The organism is Agrobacterium sp. CFBP 3001 (assembly GCF_027871605.1).
GTDB lineage: Bacteria > Pseudomonadota > Alphaproteobacteria > Rhizobiales > Rhizobiaceae > Agrobacterium > Agrobacterium leguminum.
In genome coordinates this window covers 658,371-674,764 of sequence record NZ_JAQAHD010000001.1, presented here as the reverse complement: position 1 = coordinate 674,764, position 16,394 = coordinate 658,371, and the positions used below count along the sequence as shown (strand labels likewise).

Genomic DNA, 16,394 nt, shown 5'->3' with positions numbered 1-16,394 from the left:
TTCGTCGTTCGCCGCCCCGTTGGATGGAGACCGAGCGGATGCCACTTGTTTCTTCTCCCCGAGGGGGAGAAGTCCGCGGCAGCGGGATGAGGGGGCAAGGGTAGATGTGTTCGGAGAGGGCTCCCCCTCATCCGGCCCTTCGGGCCACCTTCTCCCCCTCGGGGAGAAGAAACAGGCGGCACACTCTCGTTTCTCATCGAAATGAAAGCGTAGCGTCAGCTACACATCAATTGTCGTTCAACCCCTGCATCTCCGCATCCAGCGCATCGAGATAGGCTTCGGCAATCGCAGCGCCCATGCCGAGATCGTGCGGGCCGTAGCGGGAGGCGACGCGGACATCGACGATGGTGGTTTCGGCCTCTTCCTTGAGGCGGATGAGGATATCGAAACGCAGGCCCCAGATGCGCGTGCGGGTTTCGCCCTGCATCAGCACCACGCCGCTACCGTTAAAGAAGGTGGGCAAAGGCGCGTCCGTCGGGCGGGCCATGGGCACCGGCACGATGGAGGGCAGATCCTCGACCGGCCCTTCTTCCGAAGGCTGCGTCCTGTCCTGCTCCGGAACGCCGACGGAGGGCGCATCTTCCGCCCCGATCACGCCCTTCGTGTGAGCGATGCGGATATTCTGGGCGGCGGCCATTTTTTTGGCGGCGGCGTAGATGCGGTCGATTGCGCCTTCATAACGGCGGCCGGCGAGGCTGGCATAGGCTTCGGTTTGCGCGTCGCGGTCTTCCTTGGTGATAGTCGCGGGCCGCACCAGCCATTGCTGGTTGGCGGCGGGCGTCACCAGCCATTCCGGCACGTCGGTGAGATCGGTGGAGATGTCGTAAATCTTCGGCTGCTGCCAATAAAGAAAAGCGCCGTAACCGACCACGCCGAGCGGCAGGGCCGAGAGAAGCAGCGCCGCCAGCGCCGAAAGGCCGCCGCGTGCGCCCTTTGTCCACAGCCGCTCAAGCCCGATCAACGCCAGAAGTACGGCCGCGAGAGCGATGCCAGCGGCGATAATGAGGAGACCGACAAAATCTGGCGTCGTCAGCGGCCCGAAACGATGAATGCCGGCGGCGATGAGAAACAGCACAAGCGCCGCAAGACCCAGATAGCGGGAAAGATAGGCTGCAACCGAAAAAGGCCGGACGAAACGCACAGTCATGAAAGCGGATATCCGTTAGATCGCATTGGCTAAAAAGCGTTGCACCCGAATTCTGGCAGGGAATCACCTGCATATGATGTCATAGACCGGATTTGCGGCGAGGAAAACAAAGGAGGAGGCGATCCCTACGCTAAAGCGCGCGAACTTCTCCGTCATGCCGGTCCCCGGAGCAAGCCCGAGGATGATCCGGCATCCAGCCATGCTGCGCCGTGAGGATGAGTCTTTTGCGATCAAGGACTTGATCGCGCTGGACCCCGGATCAGGTCTGGGGTGACGGAATATCTATAGGTTTTAGGACTCTGACGTCGAAGGCAACAAGAAGCGGGAATATTTTTCCGCATTGTCGCTACTTAAGAGAATTATTCCCCGACAACGCAACAAATACGCACGTTCATCCCTTAATTGCTGAGGAAATCGGCGTATTCTCGGCGACCTCCCTCGAGAATGCGTGTAAAAAGTGCAACATTCTCGTTTTCTTGCACAATAAAGAGACATGTCATGTCACAGGCAACGACGTCCGCCGCCCCCTCCGGGCCTAAACCTTTTTATCGCAATTTCGGCTTTCAGGTTCTGATCGCAATGGTCATCGGCCTGCTGCTCGGCCTCGTTGCGCGCAATATCGGTCCCGACGCCGCCGGCAGCCCCAACTGGCTTTCGGTGACACTGCAAACCATCGGCAGCATTTTCGTGCAGCTTTTGCGCGCGCTGGTTCCGCCGCTGATCTTCACGGCCATCGTCGCCTCCATCGCCAATCTCAAGAACCTCTCCAATGCGGCGAAGCTTGTGTGGCAGACACTCCTCTGGTTCGCCATCACGGCACTGATCGCCGTCGTCATCGGCATCGTGCTCGGCCTTGTCATTCAGCCCGGCGTCAACACGGCGATTGCCAATACGGCAGCGGCGGCCCCCTCTTCCACCGGGTCCTGGCTGGATTTCCTGAAGGGGCTGATCCCGGCCAACGTCTTCGGCCTCGAAGCGTCTACCAAGCTCAATAATGGCGCGGCCAGCACCTCGTTGAACTTCAACGTGCTGCAGCTGCTCGTGGTGTCGATCGCCTTTGGCGTCGCGGCGCTGAAAGCGGGCAAGGCGGCGGAACCGTTCCTCGCCTTCAACCAGTCGCTGCTCGCCATCGTGCGCAAAATCCTGTGGTGGGTCATCCGCCTCACCCCCATCGGCACCATCGGCCTGCTCGGCCGCGCGGTCGATCAATATGGTTGGACGACGCTGTCGCAGCTCGGCTGGTACGCGGCGGCCGTTTATATCGGTCTGGCACTGGTGCTTTTCGTGGTCTATCCGGCGCTGCTGATCGCCCATGGCCTGAAGCCGTCGCGCTTCTTTGCGGGCGCATGGCCGGCCATCCAGCTCGCCTTCGTGTCGCGTTCCTCCATCGGCACGCTTCCGGTCACCGAAACCGTGACGGAAAAGAGCCTCGGCGTGCCGCGCGAATATGCCGCCTTCTCCGTACCGCTCGGCGCCACCACCAAGATGGACGGCTGCGCCGCCATCTATCCGGCGATTTCGGCGATCTTCATCGCGCAGTTCTTCCAGGTGCCGCTTGGCATCCAGGAATATGTGCTGATCGTCTTCGTCTCCGTGCTCGGTTCCGCCGCAACCGCCGGCCTCACGGGCGCGGTGGTGATGCTGACGCTGACGCTCTCCACGCTCGGCCTGCCGCTGGAAGGTGTGGGGCTGCTGCTCGCCATCGACCCGATCCTCGACATGGGCCGCACGGCGGTTAACGTCGCCGGCCAGGCGCTGGTGCCCACCCTCGTCGCCAAGCGCGAGGGCATTCTCAATGAGGCCGTCTATAACAACGCCAAGGATATCGACGCACTCGACGACCGGGAAGCAGCGCCGGCCTGACGGCGACAATCATGGGGCGTTTCCGGAACAGGGAGACGCCCCATGCCGACCACTCTCTTTCTTCCCTGATAGTTTGGGGTTGACGGTGCCAATTTGATCGATAGCGATAACGGCACGGGCAATAGCGCAATTTAGAGCGGAAACTGTGCATGGCGAAACGCAACTGGATCTATGTCGGCTTGCTCGCTTTCATCTCCCTCGGGCTTCTGATCGATGCGGCCGTCTGGCCTGCCGGGCCTCCAGCGTCCTTTACCGCAAACGATCTGGTGCAGATGATCGGCATCATCACGCTATTTGCCTGGTGGCAGATAGAGGATGCCGAAAAGCGGGACATCCGGCGCAGCTCCGCTGCCAAAATCACCACCGTTCTGCTCGCACCCATCGGGCTTGCGATTTACCTTTATCAAACCCGCCGGTGGACCCGAGCCACGCTCGGCCTCTTCGCCTTTATCGGCGGCATCGTCCTCATCGCCATCCTCACGGTTCTGCTCGGCGACTGGCTCATTCAACAGGGTTTGTTCCCGCCGTCTTTCCTGCGTGATTCCTGAGCGGAATCAGGATGTTTGGTTTCGAAACGGACGGAGGCTGCGATATCTGCATCTCCGCTCCGGCGGTTGTGACTTTCCGCGCCGAATGGGGTTCTCCTAGCATCGAAACAGGCTTATCAATCGTGGTCACAACCGTCTCTCATAGTGCCGGTAACGTCTGCTGCATTTAGCTGGAATGGAACGCGCCTTGGTAATGTTTCGAACGTCCGGCAGTCCCGGCAAATACGATCCGGCGCTTACCGTTCGGCGTATCCTCAAGGTCAATCACGCCGGTGAGTTTGGCGCTATTCGTATCTACGGCGCGCAGATATGGATGGCTCGCCGGCTGTTTCCGGACATAGTACCCGCTCTTCAGGAAATGCGTGAAGACGAGATCGATCATTGCCGCCGGTTTCGGGACGCCATGCCATCCAGAAACGCAAGGCCTTGTCGCGTCATGGCGTTTTGGAGCCTTGGAGGTCTCCTGCTCGGTTTTATGACGGCGCTCGGCGGACGCAACATGGTCTGGATTTGCACCGAGGCCGTTGAAAGCACCGTTCACCGCCATCTGGAAGATCAATTGGCCTTCCTGCAAACAAGAGATCCCGAGCTGCATAAGCTTATCGCTTCGATTCAGGAACAGGAATTGGCTCATCTGCACGAGGCAGAGAAAAACCAGACGACGCGCGGTTTGGGCCATATGCTTCTGCTGCCGATTATCGGCTTTCTCACCGATCTGATGATCTGGCTCTCGACATGGGGAGACTCAAGCTGGATGCGCGCTGAAATGGCGCGTTCCAGACAGTCATGATGCCGAGGCTCAGGCAAGTGGATGCCGGTTCAAGGCTCGCATGACGCGAAGAGGTTCGCTTACCAAACGCAACTTTCCGCCCCAACGCGGCTTTTCCCCGTACCAAAACAGGCGTATCAATCGCGGCAATAAAAGTGCCGTACGGCTGTCATGTTAAGGGAGAAACAAAATGCGTGTTTCCATCGTCTTCGGTGCGCTTGCCGCCATGCTGGCGCTCACCGCCTGCCAGACGCTGACGCCGGAAGAGCGTCGGGCGCGGGATGAGGCGACTTGCCGGGGTTATGGTTTCCGCCCCGGCACGGACCCGATGGCCGGTTGCCTTCTCGATCTGGAAATGGACCGCCGCGCCGACAACCGCGCCTGGCAGGCGCAGATGAACCGCGACATGTTCTACCGCCCCGTGGTGGTGGAGCGGCGCATCATCGTCCAACAGAACCCCTGACGGGAATGAAGGCGACATTGCTCGCCACCCTGCCCTCATCCCTCTTTGCCGCCAGCGTTGCCTGCGCGGCGGCAAGCCGGGCGATGGGCACGCGGAAGGGCGAGCAGGACACGTAGTCGAGATCGGCATCCTCACAGAAATGGATCGAGGCCGGGTCGCCGCCATGTTCGCCGCAGATGCCGAGTTTCAGTTCCGGCCGCGTCTGGCGGCCGCGTTCGGCGGCGATGCGGATCAGTTCCCCCACGCCGTCGAAATCGAGCGATATGAACGGGTCGCGCTCGATGATACCCTTGCGCTGATAGGTATTGATGAAACGCGCCGCATCGTCGCGGGAAATGCCGAAGGTGGTCTGCGTCAGGTCGTTGGTGCCGAAGGAGAAAAATTCCGCCGCTTCCGCAATCACATGGGCGCGCAGGGCCGCGCGCGGCAGCTCTATCATGGTGCCGGTGAGATATTCGATCTCCATGCCGGTTTCCTGCGCCACCGCTGCGGCGACGCCATCGATGACCTCGGTAACGTAATCCAGTTCCGAGCGGAGACCAACAAGCGGCACCATGATCTCGGGCACGACCGGCGCGCCGGTGATACGTGCTGCGGCAACCGCCGCTTCGAAAATGGCGCGGGCCTGCATTTCGGCGATTTCCGGATAGGAAATGGCAAGGCGGCAGCCGCGATGGCCGAGCATGGGGTTGAACTCGTGCAGGGCATCCAGCCGCTGGCGGAACACCGTCTGCGGCATGCCCATGGCGGCCGCCACCTCGACGATTTCGCCATCGGTCTTCGGCAGGAATTCGTGCAGTGGCGGGTCGAGCAGGCGGATCGTCACCGGCAGGCCGTGCATGATCTGGAAAAGCTCGGTGAAATCCGAGCGCTGCATCGGCAGAAGCTCATCCAGCGCCGCCCGCCTGCCCTTTTCGCTTTCGGCGAGGATCATCTCACGCATGACGTGGATGCGGTCGCCCTCGAAGAACATATGTTCGGTACGGCAGAGACCGATGCCTTCCGCGCCAAATGTGCGCGCAGCGCGGGCGTCGGCGGGTGTGTCGGCATTGGTGCGCACAGTCATGCGGCGCAGGCTGTCGGCCCACTCCATCAGCTTGCCGAAATCGCCCGAGAGTTCCGGCTGCGTCATCGGCACCTCACCCTTCAGCACCCGGCCGGAAGAACCGTCGATGGTAATGACATCGCCGCGCTTGAGCATACAGCCGACGCCGATCAGCACCTTGTTGCGCATGTCGACGCGCATGGAGCCGGCGCCGGTGACGCAGGGAATGCCCATGCCGCGCGCCACCACGGCGGCGTGGCTGGTCATGCCGCCGCGCGTGGTCAAAATGCCTTCGGCGGCGTGCATGCCATGAATATCTTCCGGGCTGGTTTCGATGCGCACCAGAATAACACGGCGGCCTTCGGCTTCCGCCGCAACCGCCTCTTCGGCGGTAAAGACGATTTCGCCCGTCGCCGCCCCCGGCGAAGCCGGCAGGCCGGAGCCGATGATGGGGCGGGATGTGCCGGGATCGATGGTGGGGTGCAGCAGCTGGTCGAGCGACGAGGGCTCGATGCGGCAGACGGCCTCCTCCTGCGAGATCAGCCCTTCTTCCACCATATCGACGGCGATCTTCATCGCCGCGCGGGTGGTGCGCTTGCCGGAGCGGGTCTGCAGCATCCAGAGCTTGCCGCGCTCGATGGTGAATTCCAGATCCTGCATGTCGCGATAGTGGTTTTCCAGCCGCTTGCAGATCGCCAGAAATTCGCTGAACGCCTCCGGCATCAGCTTTTCCATCGAGGGCTTGTCGGAGCCGGAGGCAAGACGCGCGGCCTCGGTGATGGATTGCGGCGTGCGGATGCCCGCCACCACATCTTCCCCTTGAGCGTTGACGAGGAATTCGCCGTAAAGCTCCGCCTCTCCCGTCGAAGGATTGCGGGTGAAGGCGACACCGGTTGCCGAGGACGAGCCGAGATTGCCGAAGACCATGGCCTGCACGTTGACCGCCGTGCCCCAGTCGCCCGGAATATTGTGCAAATGGCGGTAGGTCACGGCGCGGTGGTTGGTCCAGCTGGCGAAGACGGCGCCGATAGCGCCCCAGAGCTGAACATGACAGTCCTGCGGGAAGGCTTCGTCCAGCTCATCCTCGATCAGCTTTTTATAAAGCGAAACGACATGCTGCCATTCGACCGCCGACATGTCGGTATCGTATTCGTGGCCGAGGCGGCCTTTCTCGTCCTCGAGAATTTCCTCGAACAATTCGTGGTCGAGGCCCATGACCACATCGGCATACATCTGGATGAAGCGGCGGTAGCTGTCCCAGGCAAAACGGGCGTCGCCCGCATCGTGGCCCAGCGCCTCGACGGTGCGGTCGTTGAGACCCAAATTCAGCACGGTATCCATCATGCCGGGCATGGAGGCGCGCGCGCCGGAACGGACGGAGATGAGCAGCGGCGAGTGGCTGCCGCCGAAGGTCTTGCCGGTCACGGTTTCCATGCCGTGCAGGCCAGCCATGACCTGCAGCTTCAGCTCTTCGGGAAGATCGCGGCCATTCTTGTGATAAAGCGCGCAGGCATCGGTTATGATGGTGAGGCCGGGGGGAACGGGAAGGCCGAGACTTGCCATTTCGGCAAGGTTCGCGCCCTTGCCGCCCAATATCGCAACGTCACCTGCCCTGCCTTCGGCAGCACCGTTGCCGAAGGTATAAACCCACTTTTTCATTCCACGCTCTCCACCCAGAAGCGTTGTTATTTTTCTATCATCTACAGCATTGGCGGCACGTTGGAAACGCCGCAACGTGCAGTTTACATCGCAGTGCAGCATAATTGCGGCAAATTGCGCGCAAGAATTGCCGCAAAGGCCGAATAACGGCATGATTGACGCATTCGTGTAATGCGCTGAACTGGAGTGTTGCCTAAGCCATTCAAATCGCCGACAAAGAGATTATTCATGCAATTTACCCGCCGCCATACGCTTAAATTTGCCGGAATTTCCTGTGCCGCCAGTGCGCTTGCCGGGGCGCTCAGAGCCGAAGGCGCAGTGCCCGTCGCGGGCGCCGCCTCCGCCCTTCCCTTTGCACTCACCACGCCGATGCATATCGGCCAGGCCGCGCTGCGCGTGCGCGATCTCGACCCGATGATCGAGTATTACCGTTCAGTGCTGGGCATGAACGAGGTGGAGCGCACGGCCAGAGGCGTGACGCTCGGCGTCGGCACCGTGCCGCTGCTCGATCTGGTGCACAAGCCGGCCGCGGATTTCGAAAGTCCCACTTCCGCCGGCCTGTTCCACATCGCCTACCTGATGCCCTCACGCAAGGATCTGGCGCGCTGGTTGGTGCATGCGGCGCTGAAGCAGGTGCCGCTTTCCGGTTTTGCCGACCACAATGTCAGCGAGGCGATCTATCTCAACGATCCCGAAGGCAACGGCATCGAGGTTTACAGCGACCGGCCGAAGGATACATGGGTGTGGAGCGGCCGCGTGGTGAAAATGGGCACCGAACCGCTCGATGTCGACGATCTGGTGAAGCTGACCGATACCAAAAGAAGCGATTACGAGGCTGCCCCGCCGGGAATGCGCATCGGGCATGTTCACCTGCGGGTCGGCGAAATCGCCCGCGCCCGCGCCTTTTATGAAACAGCCATCGGCCTGCAACCGACGCAGGATGCGCGCTCCGATGCCTCGTTTCTCTCTTCCGGCGGGTACCATCATCATCTGGCGGTGAATACATGGAACAGCCGTGGCGCGAAGGAACGCAACGCCATGGAAACCGGCCTCGACTGGTTTTCCCTCACCATTCGCAACCCCGATGATCTGGAGGCGCAGAAAACGCGGCTGCGGGCCGCCGGTTATGTGCTGGTGGAGATGGAAAATAACGTAGTGGAAGCGATAGACCCCTGGGGCACGCGGCTGCGGCTGGTGCCAGGGTGAGTGGTCCATACGCTCGATGCGAAGCGGGCGCCACAAAAAATGCTTACACAACTTCGTCCGAACACGACAGAGCCTCGCCGCCCCCTTCCTCATCAAGTCAGTCGTATTCGTCAGCCGGCAAAAAGACCTTGCGAGGCCGTTGCAGCGGCCTCGCAAGGCAGTCCACCCGGTACAGGAAACCGGATGGCGGGGTTGGGAAAGCACACTGAGGCTCATGGCAAGACATAGCAAAATGCCGCGGGTTTGCGCTCACCCGAATGGGTGAGACGACGAGATAAATTCATGTTGAGCAAAAGTCAGGATCGAAATGCGGCCTGGCAGTTTCAGACGGCTTCGCGCAGCTGTTCGGCGGTCTGCAAATCGACAGACACCAGTTGCGACACGCCCTGTTCGGCCATGGTAACGCCGAAGAGGCGGTTCATGCGCGCCATGGTGATGGGATTGTGGGTGATAATGACGAAGCGGGTTTCGGTGGAGGCCACCATCTCATCCATCAGGTTGCAGTAACGCTCGACATTGTGGTCGTCGAGCGGCGCATCCACTTCGTCCAGCACGCAGATGGGCGCGGGATTGGTAAGGAAGACCGCGAAGATCAGCGCCATGGCCGTCAGCGCCTGTTCCCCGCCGGAAAGCAGCGTCATGGTCTGCGGTTTCTTGCCCGGCGGGCGAGCGAGGATTTCCAGGCCCGCTTCCAGCGGATCGTCGGATTCGATCAGCTGCAATTCCGCCGTGCCGCCGCCGAAGAGATGGGTGAACAGCCGCTGGAACTGCGAATTGACCACATCGAAAGCGGCGATCAGCCGTTCCCGGCCCTCACGATTGAGGTTCTGGATGCCGGCGCGCAGCTTGCGCACGGCATCGATGATGTCGTCGCGCTCCTTGATGAGCGCTTCGAGCTTGGCGGAAAGCTCGGCCTGCTCTTCCTCGGCGCGCAGATTGACCGCGCCCAGCCTTTCGCGTTCGATCTTCAGCCGGTCGAGATCGCGCTCGACATCGCGAATATCGGGCTTCGGCTGGTCGGGACCGAGGCCGGTCAGGCGCAACGCCATATGCGGCTCGGTATTCAGCGTTTCGCGGATGCGGTGTTCGGTTTCCTGCCGCTTTTCGCGGGCGGAAACCAGACGTTCTTCGGCGCGGCCGCGTTTTTCGCGGGCTTCGGCCAGTTCCGAAAGCGCCGTTGCCGCCACCCGGTCGGCGGCGCGCTGCAGGTTTTCCGCCTCGGCCAGCCGGTCGGCGGCCTCGTGTCGGGCGTCTTCGGTCTTCTGCAATTCGTTGAGGAGGTTGCGGCGTTTCTCGTCGAATTCTTCCGGCGCTATGTCCAGCTCGGCGATTTCCTCGCGCGCCTCTTCCTCGCGTTCGCGCAATGTCGCGATATGATCAGCCGCACTTGCCGCACGCGATTGCCAGGTGGAGCGCTCCTGCCCTATCGCCTGAATTCTGCGCTGGCGACTTTCCGCCTCACGGCTCACACCCTCATGGCGGGCGCGGGCCTCCGCCAGAAGGCTGCGGTCGGTCGCGACTTCAAGCTGGCTTTCGCGCAGTCGCAGATCCAGCACGGAAAGATCGGGCGCGTCTTCCATTTCGATACGGGCGTTTTCTTCCTGAACGGCGATCTCATCGATCTGCGCGCCGATCTGGTTCAGTGCTTCGGACACGATATCGCGACGACGCAGCAGATCGCCAGAGGCCCGTTCGGCCGCAGTCAGCGCCTCGCGCGCCTCGGCAAGATGGCGGGTCGCAAGACGGCTTCTGTCGCGCACTTCCGAGAACCGCAATTCGCTGCTGCGGATATCTTCGGTTTTCGCGGCAAGCTGGTCTTCGGCCTCGTCCAGAATGGAGCGGGCCTCATCCAGTTCTGTCTCGATTTCAGCAAGGCGGTTCTTCTGCGACAGGCGAAGCGCTGCAGCACCCGGCGCATCGGCGCTGGCGATATGGCCATCCCAGCGGAACAGCGCGCCTTCACGCGTCACCAGCCGCTGGCCAGCCTTCAAGTGCGGCAGCAGGCGCAGGGCTTCCGCCGTGTTGGCGACGACGCCGATCTGCGCCAAAGCGCGGCGCAGGGCTTCCGGCGCCTGCACATAATCCAGAAGCGGTTTCGCACCCTGCGGCAAGGCGGGATCACCCGCGCCATCGCCATTTCCGGCCCAATAGGCGGGTGCTGCGGGATCGAGCGGGCTTTCGAGATCGTCGCCGAGGGCGGCACCCAATGCCGCCTCGAAACCGCGCTCCACCGTCATTTCCTCCGCCACCGGCGTAAAGCTGCCATTGGCGGCGGCGCTGGAGGCGAGGATCTTGGTGATGGTGCGCCCTTCCGTGTCCAGCGCGTTCAGCCGGTTCCGCGCCGTTTCCAGCGGCGCGCGCGCCAGCGCTTCGGCAGAACGCGCCTCCGCGACGGCGGCTTCGGCTTCCTCCACCACGATCAGGGCATCCTCGACCGCGATCTCCGCCGCCTCGACCGCTTCTCGCCGTTCGGAAGGATCGGGAAGGCCGGAGAGTTTTTCGTCGATGGCATCGATCTCCGCCGATGCCTCCTGCGATTGCCGTTCCAGCCTCAGCTTGCGATCCGAAAGATCGCGGATCGCCCGCTCCAGTTGCTGGCGCGCGGCGGCGGCTTCGGCCCGTTCGGCGGTGATCGCGGTGAAGATGGCTTCGCTCTCTGCCAGTTTGACAGCGGCGGCTTCAAAGGCTTCGCGCATCTCTTCCGCATGGCGGCCGGAATCGGAGAGGATTTCCAGGAGTTCGGCCTCTTCCTCATCGAGCCGCGCGAGTATCTGGGCATTATCGGAGACCAGCCGTTCCTCGCGGATAATATCCTCGCCAAGCTGCGACAGGCGGCGGGCCAACTCATCGCGGCGGCGCAGCAAGCGGTTGGCCTCGTCATCCAGCTGGGTGCGGGCAATCTGCAGGCGTTGCAGGGCGGCGGCGACTTTCGCCTCGTCCTCGCGCAGTTCCGGCAGTTTCAGGCTGGCGATTCCCTGCTGCTTGGCCGCTTCCATCTGGGCCTGCGCTTTTTCGGCGACGATGTTGGTGGCCTGATTGAGCGCGCTTTCCGCCTCGCCTTCGGCTTCCTTCGCCTCGACCCAGCGGATGTGCAGCAACGTCGCTTCGCGGGCGCGGATATCGGCTGACAGCATCTTGAAACGGTTGGCCTGCCGGGCCTGGCGTTTCAGGCTTTCGATCTGGCTTTCCAGCTGGGCGGTCACATCTTCCAACCGCTCCAGATTGGTTTCGGCGGCGCGCAGGCGAAGCTCGGCTTCGTGGCGGCGGGAATGCAGGCCGGAAATGCCGGCCGCCTCTTCCAGCAGCTGACGGCGGGCCTGCGGCTTGGCGTTGATGAGTTCGCCGATGCGGCCCTGCCCCACCATGGAGGGAGAGCGCGCGCCGGTGGAGGCATCCGCGAAGAGAAGCTGCACATCCTTGGCGCGGGCTTCCTTGCCGTTGATACGGTAGACGGAGCCGTTTTCGCGCTCGATGCGGCGCGTTACCTGAATTTCATCGGCATCGTTGAAGGCGGCAGGCGCGGTGCGGTCAGAATTATCGAGATAGAGGCCGACTTCGGCGGTGTTACGGGCGGGACGATTGCCGGACCCGGAGAAGATGACGTCATCCATGCCGGAGGCGCGCATGTTCTTGTAAGAATTCTCGCCCATCACCCAGCGCAGCGCTTCGACCAGATTGGACTTGCCACAACCGTTCGGACCGACAACGCCGGTAAGCCCCGGCTCGATGATGAATTCGGAAGGTTCGACGAAGGACTTGAAACCGACGAGGCGGAGCTTGTTGAACTTCATGCCGTCACGCCCCGGCAAGAAGACGGGCAATAAAAAACGGGCGTGCGGAAATATCCGCCGCCCGTTTCTTTCAGGGTCCGGCGATCAGAGCAGCTTGTCGATGACAGCCGACATGGTTTCAACCGACATGTCTCCTGCGTATTTCTTGCCGTTGATGATGAAAGTCGGCGTGGAGTTGATGCCGAATTCCGTCGCACCGCGTTGCATCGTTGCGTTCACATCATCCAGAAGTTTCTGGTTCGTCAAGCAGGCCTCGAAAGACTCCTGTGAGAAACCGGCCATTTTCGACATTTGCAGCAGGGCGGCGCGCGCATCCTGTGCGACAGCCCAGCTCTGCTGCTGCTTGAACAGCATGGAAACGAAGGGGAAATACTGACCTTCCGGTGCGCAGCGCGCCAGCATGAAGGCGGCAGCGGCGCGCGGATCGAACGGGAATTCGCGCAGCACAAAATAGACCTTGCCGGTATCGATGTACTTCTTCTTGATCTCTTCGAAGGTTTTGTTGTGGAAGTTGGCGCAGTGCGGGCAGGTCATCGACATATATTCGACGATCTTGACGGGTGCGTTGGCATCGCCGAGCGCCGCTTCCGGGAGCGGGCCGGGCTTCATCACCGCAGCCATATCCACATCGCCGGTGGATTCAGGCAGTTCCTGCGCCTCGGCGATACCGGGCGTGAAGGCGAACGGCAGGGCCGTGGCAACGGCAGCAAGAGCAACGCCGCCGAGGAGGCTGCGTCTGGTAATATTCAATTCGGAAATCGGCATGGAAACACCCGTGTTGATTTGAAACTGCCTGATGCGCAATTCGCTAACCCGATACCACCAGCACCGGCAGCGCGACAAGCGGGCTATGGAACTTCCTTGTCAAAGAATCGTGACTTCGAGAAGGCGAAAACGCAAAAACAACGAAGAGAAACAAGCCCTGAATACAGAGGGTGCGGGCAATGGTCGCAGCGAGCGCCCCTTATGAGCTCAACGCGATAGACCAAACTGGATTTCGATATTGTGATAAGACGAGCCGTGCCCGTTCCAGCCGTGATAAATTTCACGACTCTCACCCGAGAAATGGTGGCGAGACATTTCTATCTCCGCAACCAGCGGGGCATATCCTTTGGTGAATAACGATCTCAGCGATCCTTGATGCACCCTGCTTGCAACGATGATTGGTTCGAGATGATGAAGCTCGATTGTCTCATCCCACTGCACGGGTTTTCTTATTGGGCGGCATATCTCCCAGTCAAACAGGGTTTTGCTATCTCTTGGCAGGTTGTGGGAAATGAAAATCCAAGGCCCATCGGCTTCCAGGCGGTGCTCGGCGAGCTGCCTGTCTATGATTGCCGAATATTCGGCAGCAGCCTGTCTGACATCGGGTATCCGCAGGCGTTGACCAAAACGCACAACCCACATGTCTGGTGTTTCCTTGATTTCCATCCGCATACTCCTTTGAGCCATGGAGTAATTCGGAAATCGTCGGCCAACAAATTGAAATCGAGAATGAAATTCTATTTGCCGCGTAATCAGAAGCCGCCTCTGAAATTTCTTCCTATTTCAAAGTTCGTTGCGGTGGCTTCTTCTGCAAAACCGCCGTTCCAAGCCTCTCCACCGCCTTGCGTAGCGCCTCGCTCTCAATGCCGTCCATCATGTCATCGAGACGTTTTGCCGCATCGCCGCGCAGGGGCTGCGGTTTGCGCCTGCGGGTAATGGTTTGCGAGACCGGCTTCTGCACGATCCTGATCTGGCGCACCGCCGGAAAGCCGAAAAAGCCGTTGATGCGGGCAATCAGTTCGCCCTGCGCATGGGTAAGAAACAGGGCGCGCGCGCCTTCGCAGGCAATCGTCAGCACGCCCGGCTGATAACCGCCGCGATCCGGCCCCTCGTCGCGGCGCGGCCAGGTGATCTTTTCCGGGCGGGTGCAATCGGCAAAGTCGTCACCGGCGATCTCGTCCCAGGAACCGAGCAGCGCGGTGTTGATGCCGGCGCGTTTCGAGAGCACGGGATCCATGATGCCATTGGCGACTTCGGCGATCTGCACGACGCCCTTCTTCTTGCCGGCATCACTCTGGGGATAACGCATGTTTCACTCGCGATTTTGGAGAGGGCGATCCACATTTTCTTGATCGCCCGCTACGGATGTCCCAACTATAGGCCAAATCGAACAGAAACGGCAAACCATGCTTCAAAAATCCGCCTCGTCGTCTTATGCGCAGATGCTGCTCGCATGGTACGACCGGCACCATCGCGAACTGCCATGGCGCACGTCTCCCGCCATGGCGGCACGGGGAAAACGCGCCGATCCCTACCACGTCTGGCTCTCCGAGGTCATGCTGCAGCAGACGACGGTGCAGGCGGTTAAACCCTATTTCCTGAAGTTTCTCGCGGCCTGGCCAAGCGTCAGCGATCTGGCCGGGGCGCCGGTCGAAGATGTCATGGCGGCCTGGGCAGGGCTCGGTTATTACGCCCGCGCCCGCAACCTTAAAAAATGCGCCGAAGCCGTGGCGCGCGACCATGGCGGCACCTTTCCGGACAGCGAAGAGAGCCTGAAGCAACTGCCCGGCATCGGCGATTATACCGCCGCCGCCGTGGCGGCCATTGCGTTCAACCGGCAGGCGGCGGTGATGGACGGCAATGTGGAGCGCGTCATCTCCCGCCTCTTTTCCATAGATGCTCCCCTGCCCGGCTCAAAGCCCGCCATGAAAGCGAAGGTGGCCGCGCTTACCCCTTCCGACCGGCCCGGCGATTTCGCCCAGGCGATGATGGATCTCGGCGCGACGATCTGCACGCCGAAACGGCCGGCTTGCGCGCTCTGTCCGTTCAACGGCCACTGTCTTGCGCTTGCCCATGACGAGCCGGAGCGTTTTCCGGTCAAGGCCGCGAAGAAGGCAAAGCCGGTGCGGCTCGGGGCTGCCTTCGTGGCGGTGAATGCGAACGGCGAAATCCTGCTCCGCCGGCGCATCGAAAGCGGGCTTCTCGGCGGCATGACCGAGGTGCCGACAACGGCATGGACCGCCCGCATGGACGGCGGCACGGAGGCGATCCATGCGCCCTTTGCCGCCGGCTGGCAGGCGGCGGGCGTCATCGTGCATGTCTTCACCCATTTCGAACTGCGGCTCACCGTCTATCGCGCGCAGGTGTCGGACGGCCTTAAAACCGGCCCGGATGACGGATGGTGGGAGCCGGTTACAAATCTTGACGCGCAGGCGCTGCCAACGGTGATGAAAAAAGTCATCGCGCAGGCTATTCCATCCGCATTCGATGAAAGCAGGAAATTTCGATGACCAAGATTGAGCATATCGTATTCGACATCGGCAAGGTGCTGATCCACTACGATCCGCATATTCCCTATAGCCGCCTCATCCCCGATGCCGACGAGCGCAAATGGTTCTTCGAAAACGTCTGCACCCATGACTGGAACCTCGAGCAGGATCGCGGCCGCCGCTGGGAGGATGCCGAAGCGATGCTGGTGGAGCAGTTTCCGGAGCGGGAAGAGCACATCCGTTCCTTCCGCAAGTTCTGGCACGAGATGGTCTCGCATTCCTATGACGACAGCGTTGCCATCATGGTCGCCCTGATCGACAGCGGCTACGACGTGACAATGCTGACCAACTTCGCCTCCGACACCTTCCGCGAGGCGCAGAAAATGTTCCCCTTCCTCACTTGGCCGCGCGGCGTCACCGTTTCCGGCGATGTGAAGCTGTTGAAGCCCGATGTGGCGATCTACGATCTGCACGCCAGGGAATTCGGCCTCAATCCGGCCGCCAGCCTCTTCATCGACGATACGCTCGTGAATGTCGAAGGCGCGAAGGAAGCAGGCTGGCAGGCCCTGCACTTCACCGGCGCGGAAAAGCTGCGGCAGGATTTGCGGGCTTATGGGGTGGAAGCGTAAAGTGGCTGCCGGGCAAAACG

The 16,394-nt window shown here is 61.3% G+C and carries 13 protein-coding genes; 7 read left to right on the top strand and 6 right to left on the bottom strand.

The features are described 5' to 3' along the window. Positions 1–226: 226 nt before the first annotated feature. Complete coding sequence (locus PH605_RS03295; protein ID WP_080856050.1) at positions 227–1,147, bottom strand: DUF1499 domain-containing protein; 921 nt, start codon at positions 1,145–1,147, stop codon at positions 227–229. A 498-nt stretch (positions 1,148–1,645) separates the two neighbouring features. Here PH605_RS03295 and PH605_RS03290 point away from each other — a divergent pair, with 498 nt between their 5' ends. The 4 genes from PH605_RS03290 to PH605_RS03275 all read left to right on the top strand — a co-directional run bounded on the left by PH605_RS03290 (position 1,646) and on the right by PH605_RS03275 (position 4,790). Continuing rightward, a complete protein-coding gene (locus PH605_RS03290) occupies positions 1,646–3,010 on the top strand; it encodes a dicarboxylate/amino acid:cation symporter (RefSeq protein ID WP_080856049.1) in 1,365 nt (454 codons plus the stop codon). A gap of 149 nt (positions 3,011–3,159) precedes the next feature. After that, positions 3,160–3,558, top strand: coding sequence for a hypothetical protein (locus PH605_RS03285; protein ID WP_080856048.1), 399 nt, complete (start codon positions 3,160–3,162; stop codon positions 3,556–3,558). Between the two features lie 193 nt (positions 3,559–3,751). After that, positions 3,752–4,348: a demethoxyubiquinone hydroxylase family protein gene (locus tag PH605_RS03280; protein WP_065654293.1), complete on the top strand. Its 597-nt coding sequence runs from the start codon at positions 3,752–3,754 to the stop codon at positions 4,346–4,348. Positions 4,349–4,517: 169 nt separating this feature from the next. Next, the gene (locus PH605_RS03275) at positions 4,518–4,790 is read left to right on the top strand and encodes a hypothetical protein (RefSeq protein WP_035260597.1); all 273 of its coding nucleotides are present in this window, start codon (positions 4,518–4,520) and stop codon (positions 4,788–4,790) included. Here the strand turns inward: PH605_RS03275 and ppdK are convergent. After that, the gene (gene ppdK, locus PH605_RS03270) at positions 4,768–7,494 is read right to left on the bottom strand and encodes a pyruvate, phosphate dikinase (RefSeq protein ID WP_080856047.1); all 2,727 of its coding nucleotides are present in this window, start codon (positions 7,492–7,494) and stop codon (positions 4,768–4,770) included. The two genes, PH605_RS03275 and ppdK, sit on opposite strands and share 23 nt — an antisense overlap. Positions 7,495–7,722: 228 nt before the next feature. Between ppdK and PH605_RS03265 the strand changes: the two genes are divergently transcribed. Next, positions 7,723–8,700 (top strand): VOC family protein, encoded by a 978-nt coding sequence (locus PH605_RS03265; RefSeq protein ID WP_142843944.1) that lies wholly within the window; start codon positions 7,723–7,725, stop codon positions 8,698–8,700. A 323-nt stretch (positions 8,701–9,023) separates the two neighbouring features. Here PH605_RS03265 and PH605_RS03260 read toward each other — a convergent pair whose 3' ends face one another. From PH605_RS03260 to PH605_RS03245, 4 genes are all read right to left on the bottom strand, one after another. Continuing rightward, positions 9,024–12,491 (bottom strand): chromosome segregation SMC family protein, encoded by a 3,468-nt coding sequence (locus PH605_RS03260; protein ID WP_142843945.1) that lies wholly within the window; start codon positions 12,489–12,491, stop codon positions 9,024–9,026. A gap of 84 nt (positions 12,492–12,575) precedes the next feature. Then, positions 12,576–13,256, bottom strand: a complete 681-nt coding sequence (locus PH605_RS03255) for a DsbA family protein (protein WP_065654295.1) — start codon at positions 13,254–13,256, stop codon at positions 12,576–12,578. A gap of 207 nt (positions 13,257–13,463) precedes the next feature. Further along, the gene (locus PH605_RS03250; protein ID WP_142843946.1) at positions 13,464–13,922 is read right to left on the bottom strand and encodes a hypothetical protein; all 459 of its coding nucleotides are present in this window, start codon (positions 13,920–13,922) and stop codon (positions 13,464–13,466) included. A 112-nt stretch (positions 13,923–14,034) separates the two neighbouring features. Further along, a complete protein-coding gene (locus PH605_RS03245) occupies positions 14,035–14,565 on the bottom strand; it encodes a DUF721 domain-containing protein (RefSeq protein ID WP_142843947.1) in 531 nt (176 codons plus the stop codon). 97 nt (positions 14,566–14,662) lie between these two features. Here PH605_RS03245 and mutY point away from each other — a divergent pair, with 97 nt between their 5' ends. Together mutY and PH605_RS03235 are read left to right on the top strand one after the other, a co-directional pair. Continuing rightward, positions 14,663–15,766, top strand: a complete 1,104-nt coding sequence (mutY, locus tag PH605_RS03240; RefSeq protein ID WP_142843948.1) for an A/G-specific adenine glycosylase — start codon at positions 14,663–14,665, stop codon at positions 15,764–15,766. After that, positions 15,763–16,374, top strand: coding sequence for an HAD family hydrolase (locus PH605_RS03235; RefSeq protein ID WP_142843949.1), 612 nt, complete (start codon positions 15,763–15,765; stop codon positions 16,372–16,374). The genes mutY and PH605_RS03235 overlap by 4 nt, the downstream gene beginning before the upstream one ends. The last annotated feature ends 20 nt before the right edge of the window (positions 16,375–16,394 follow it).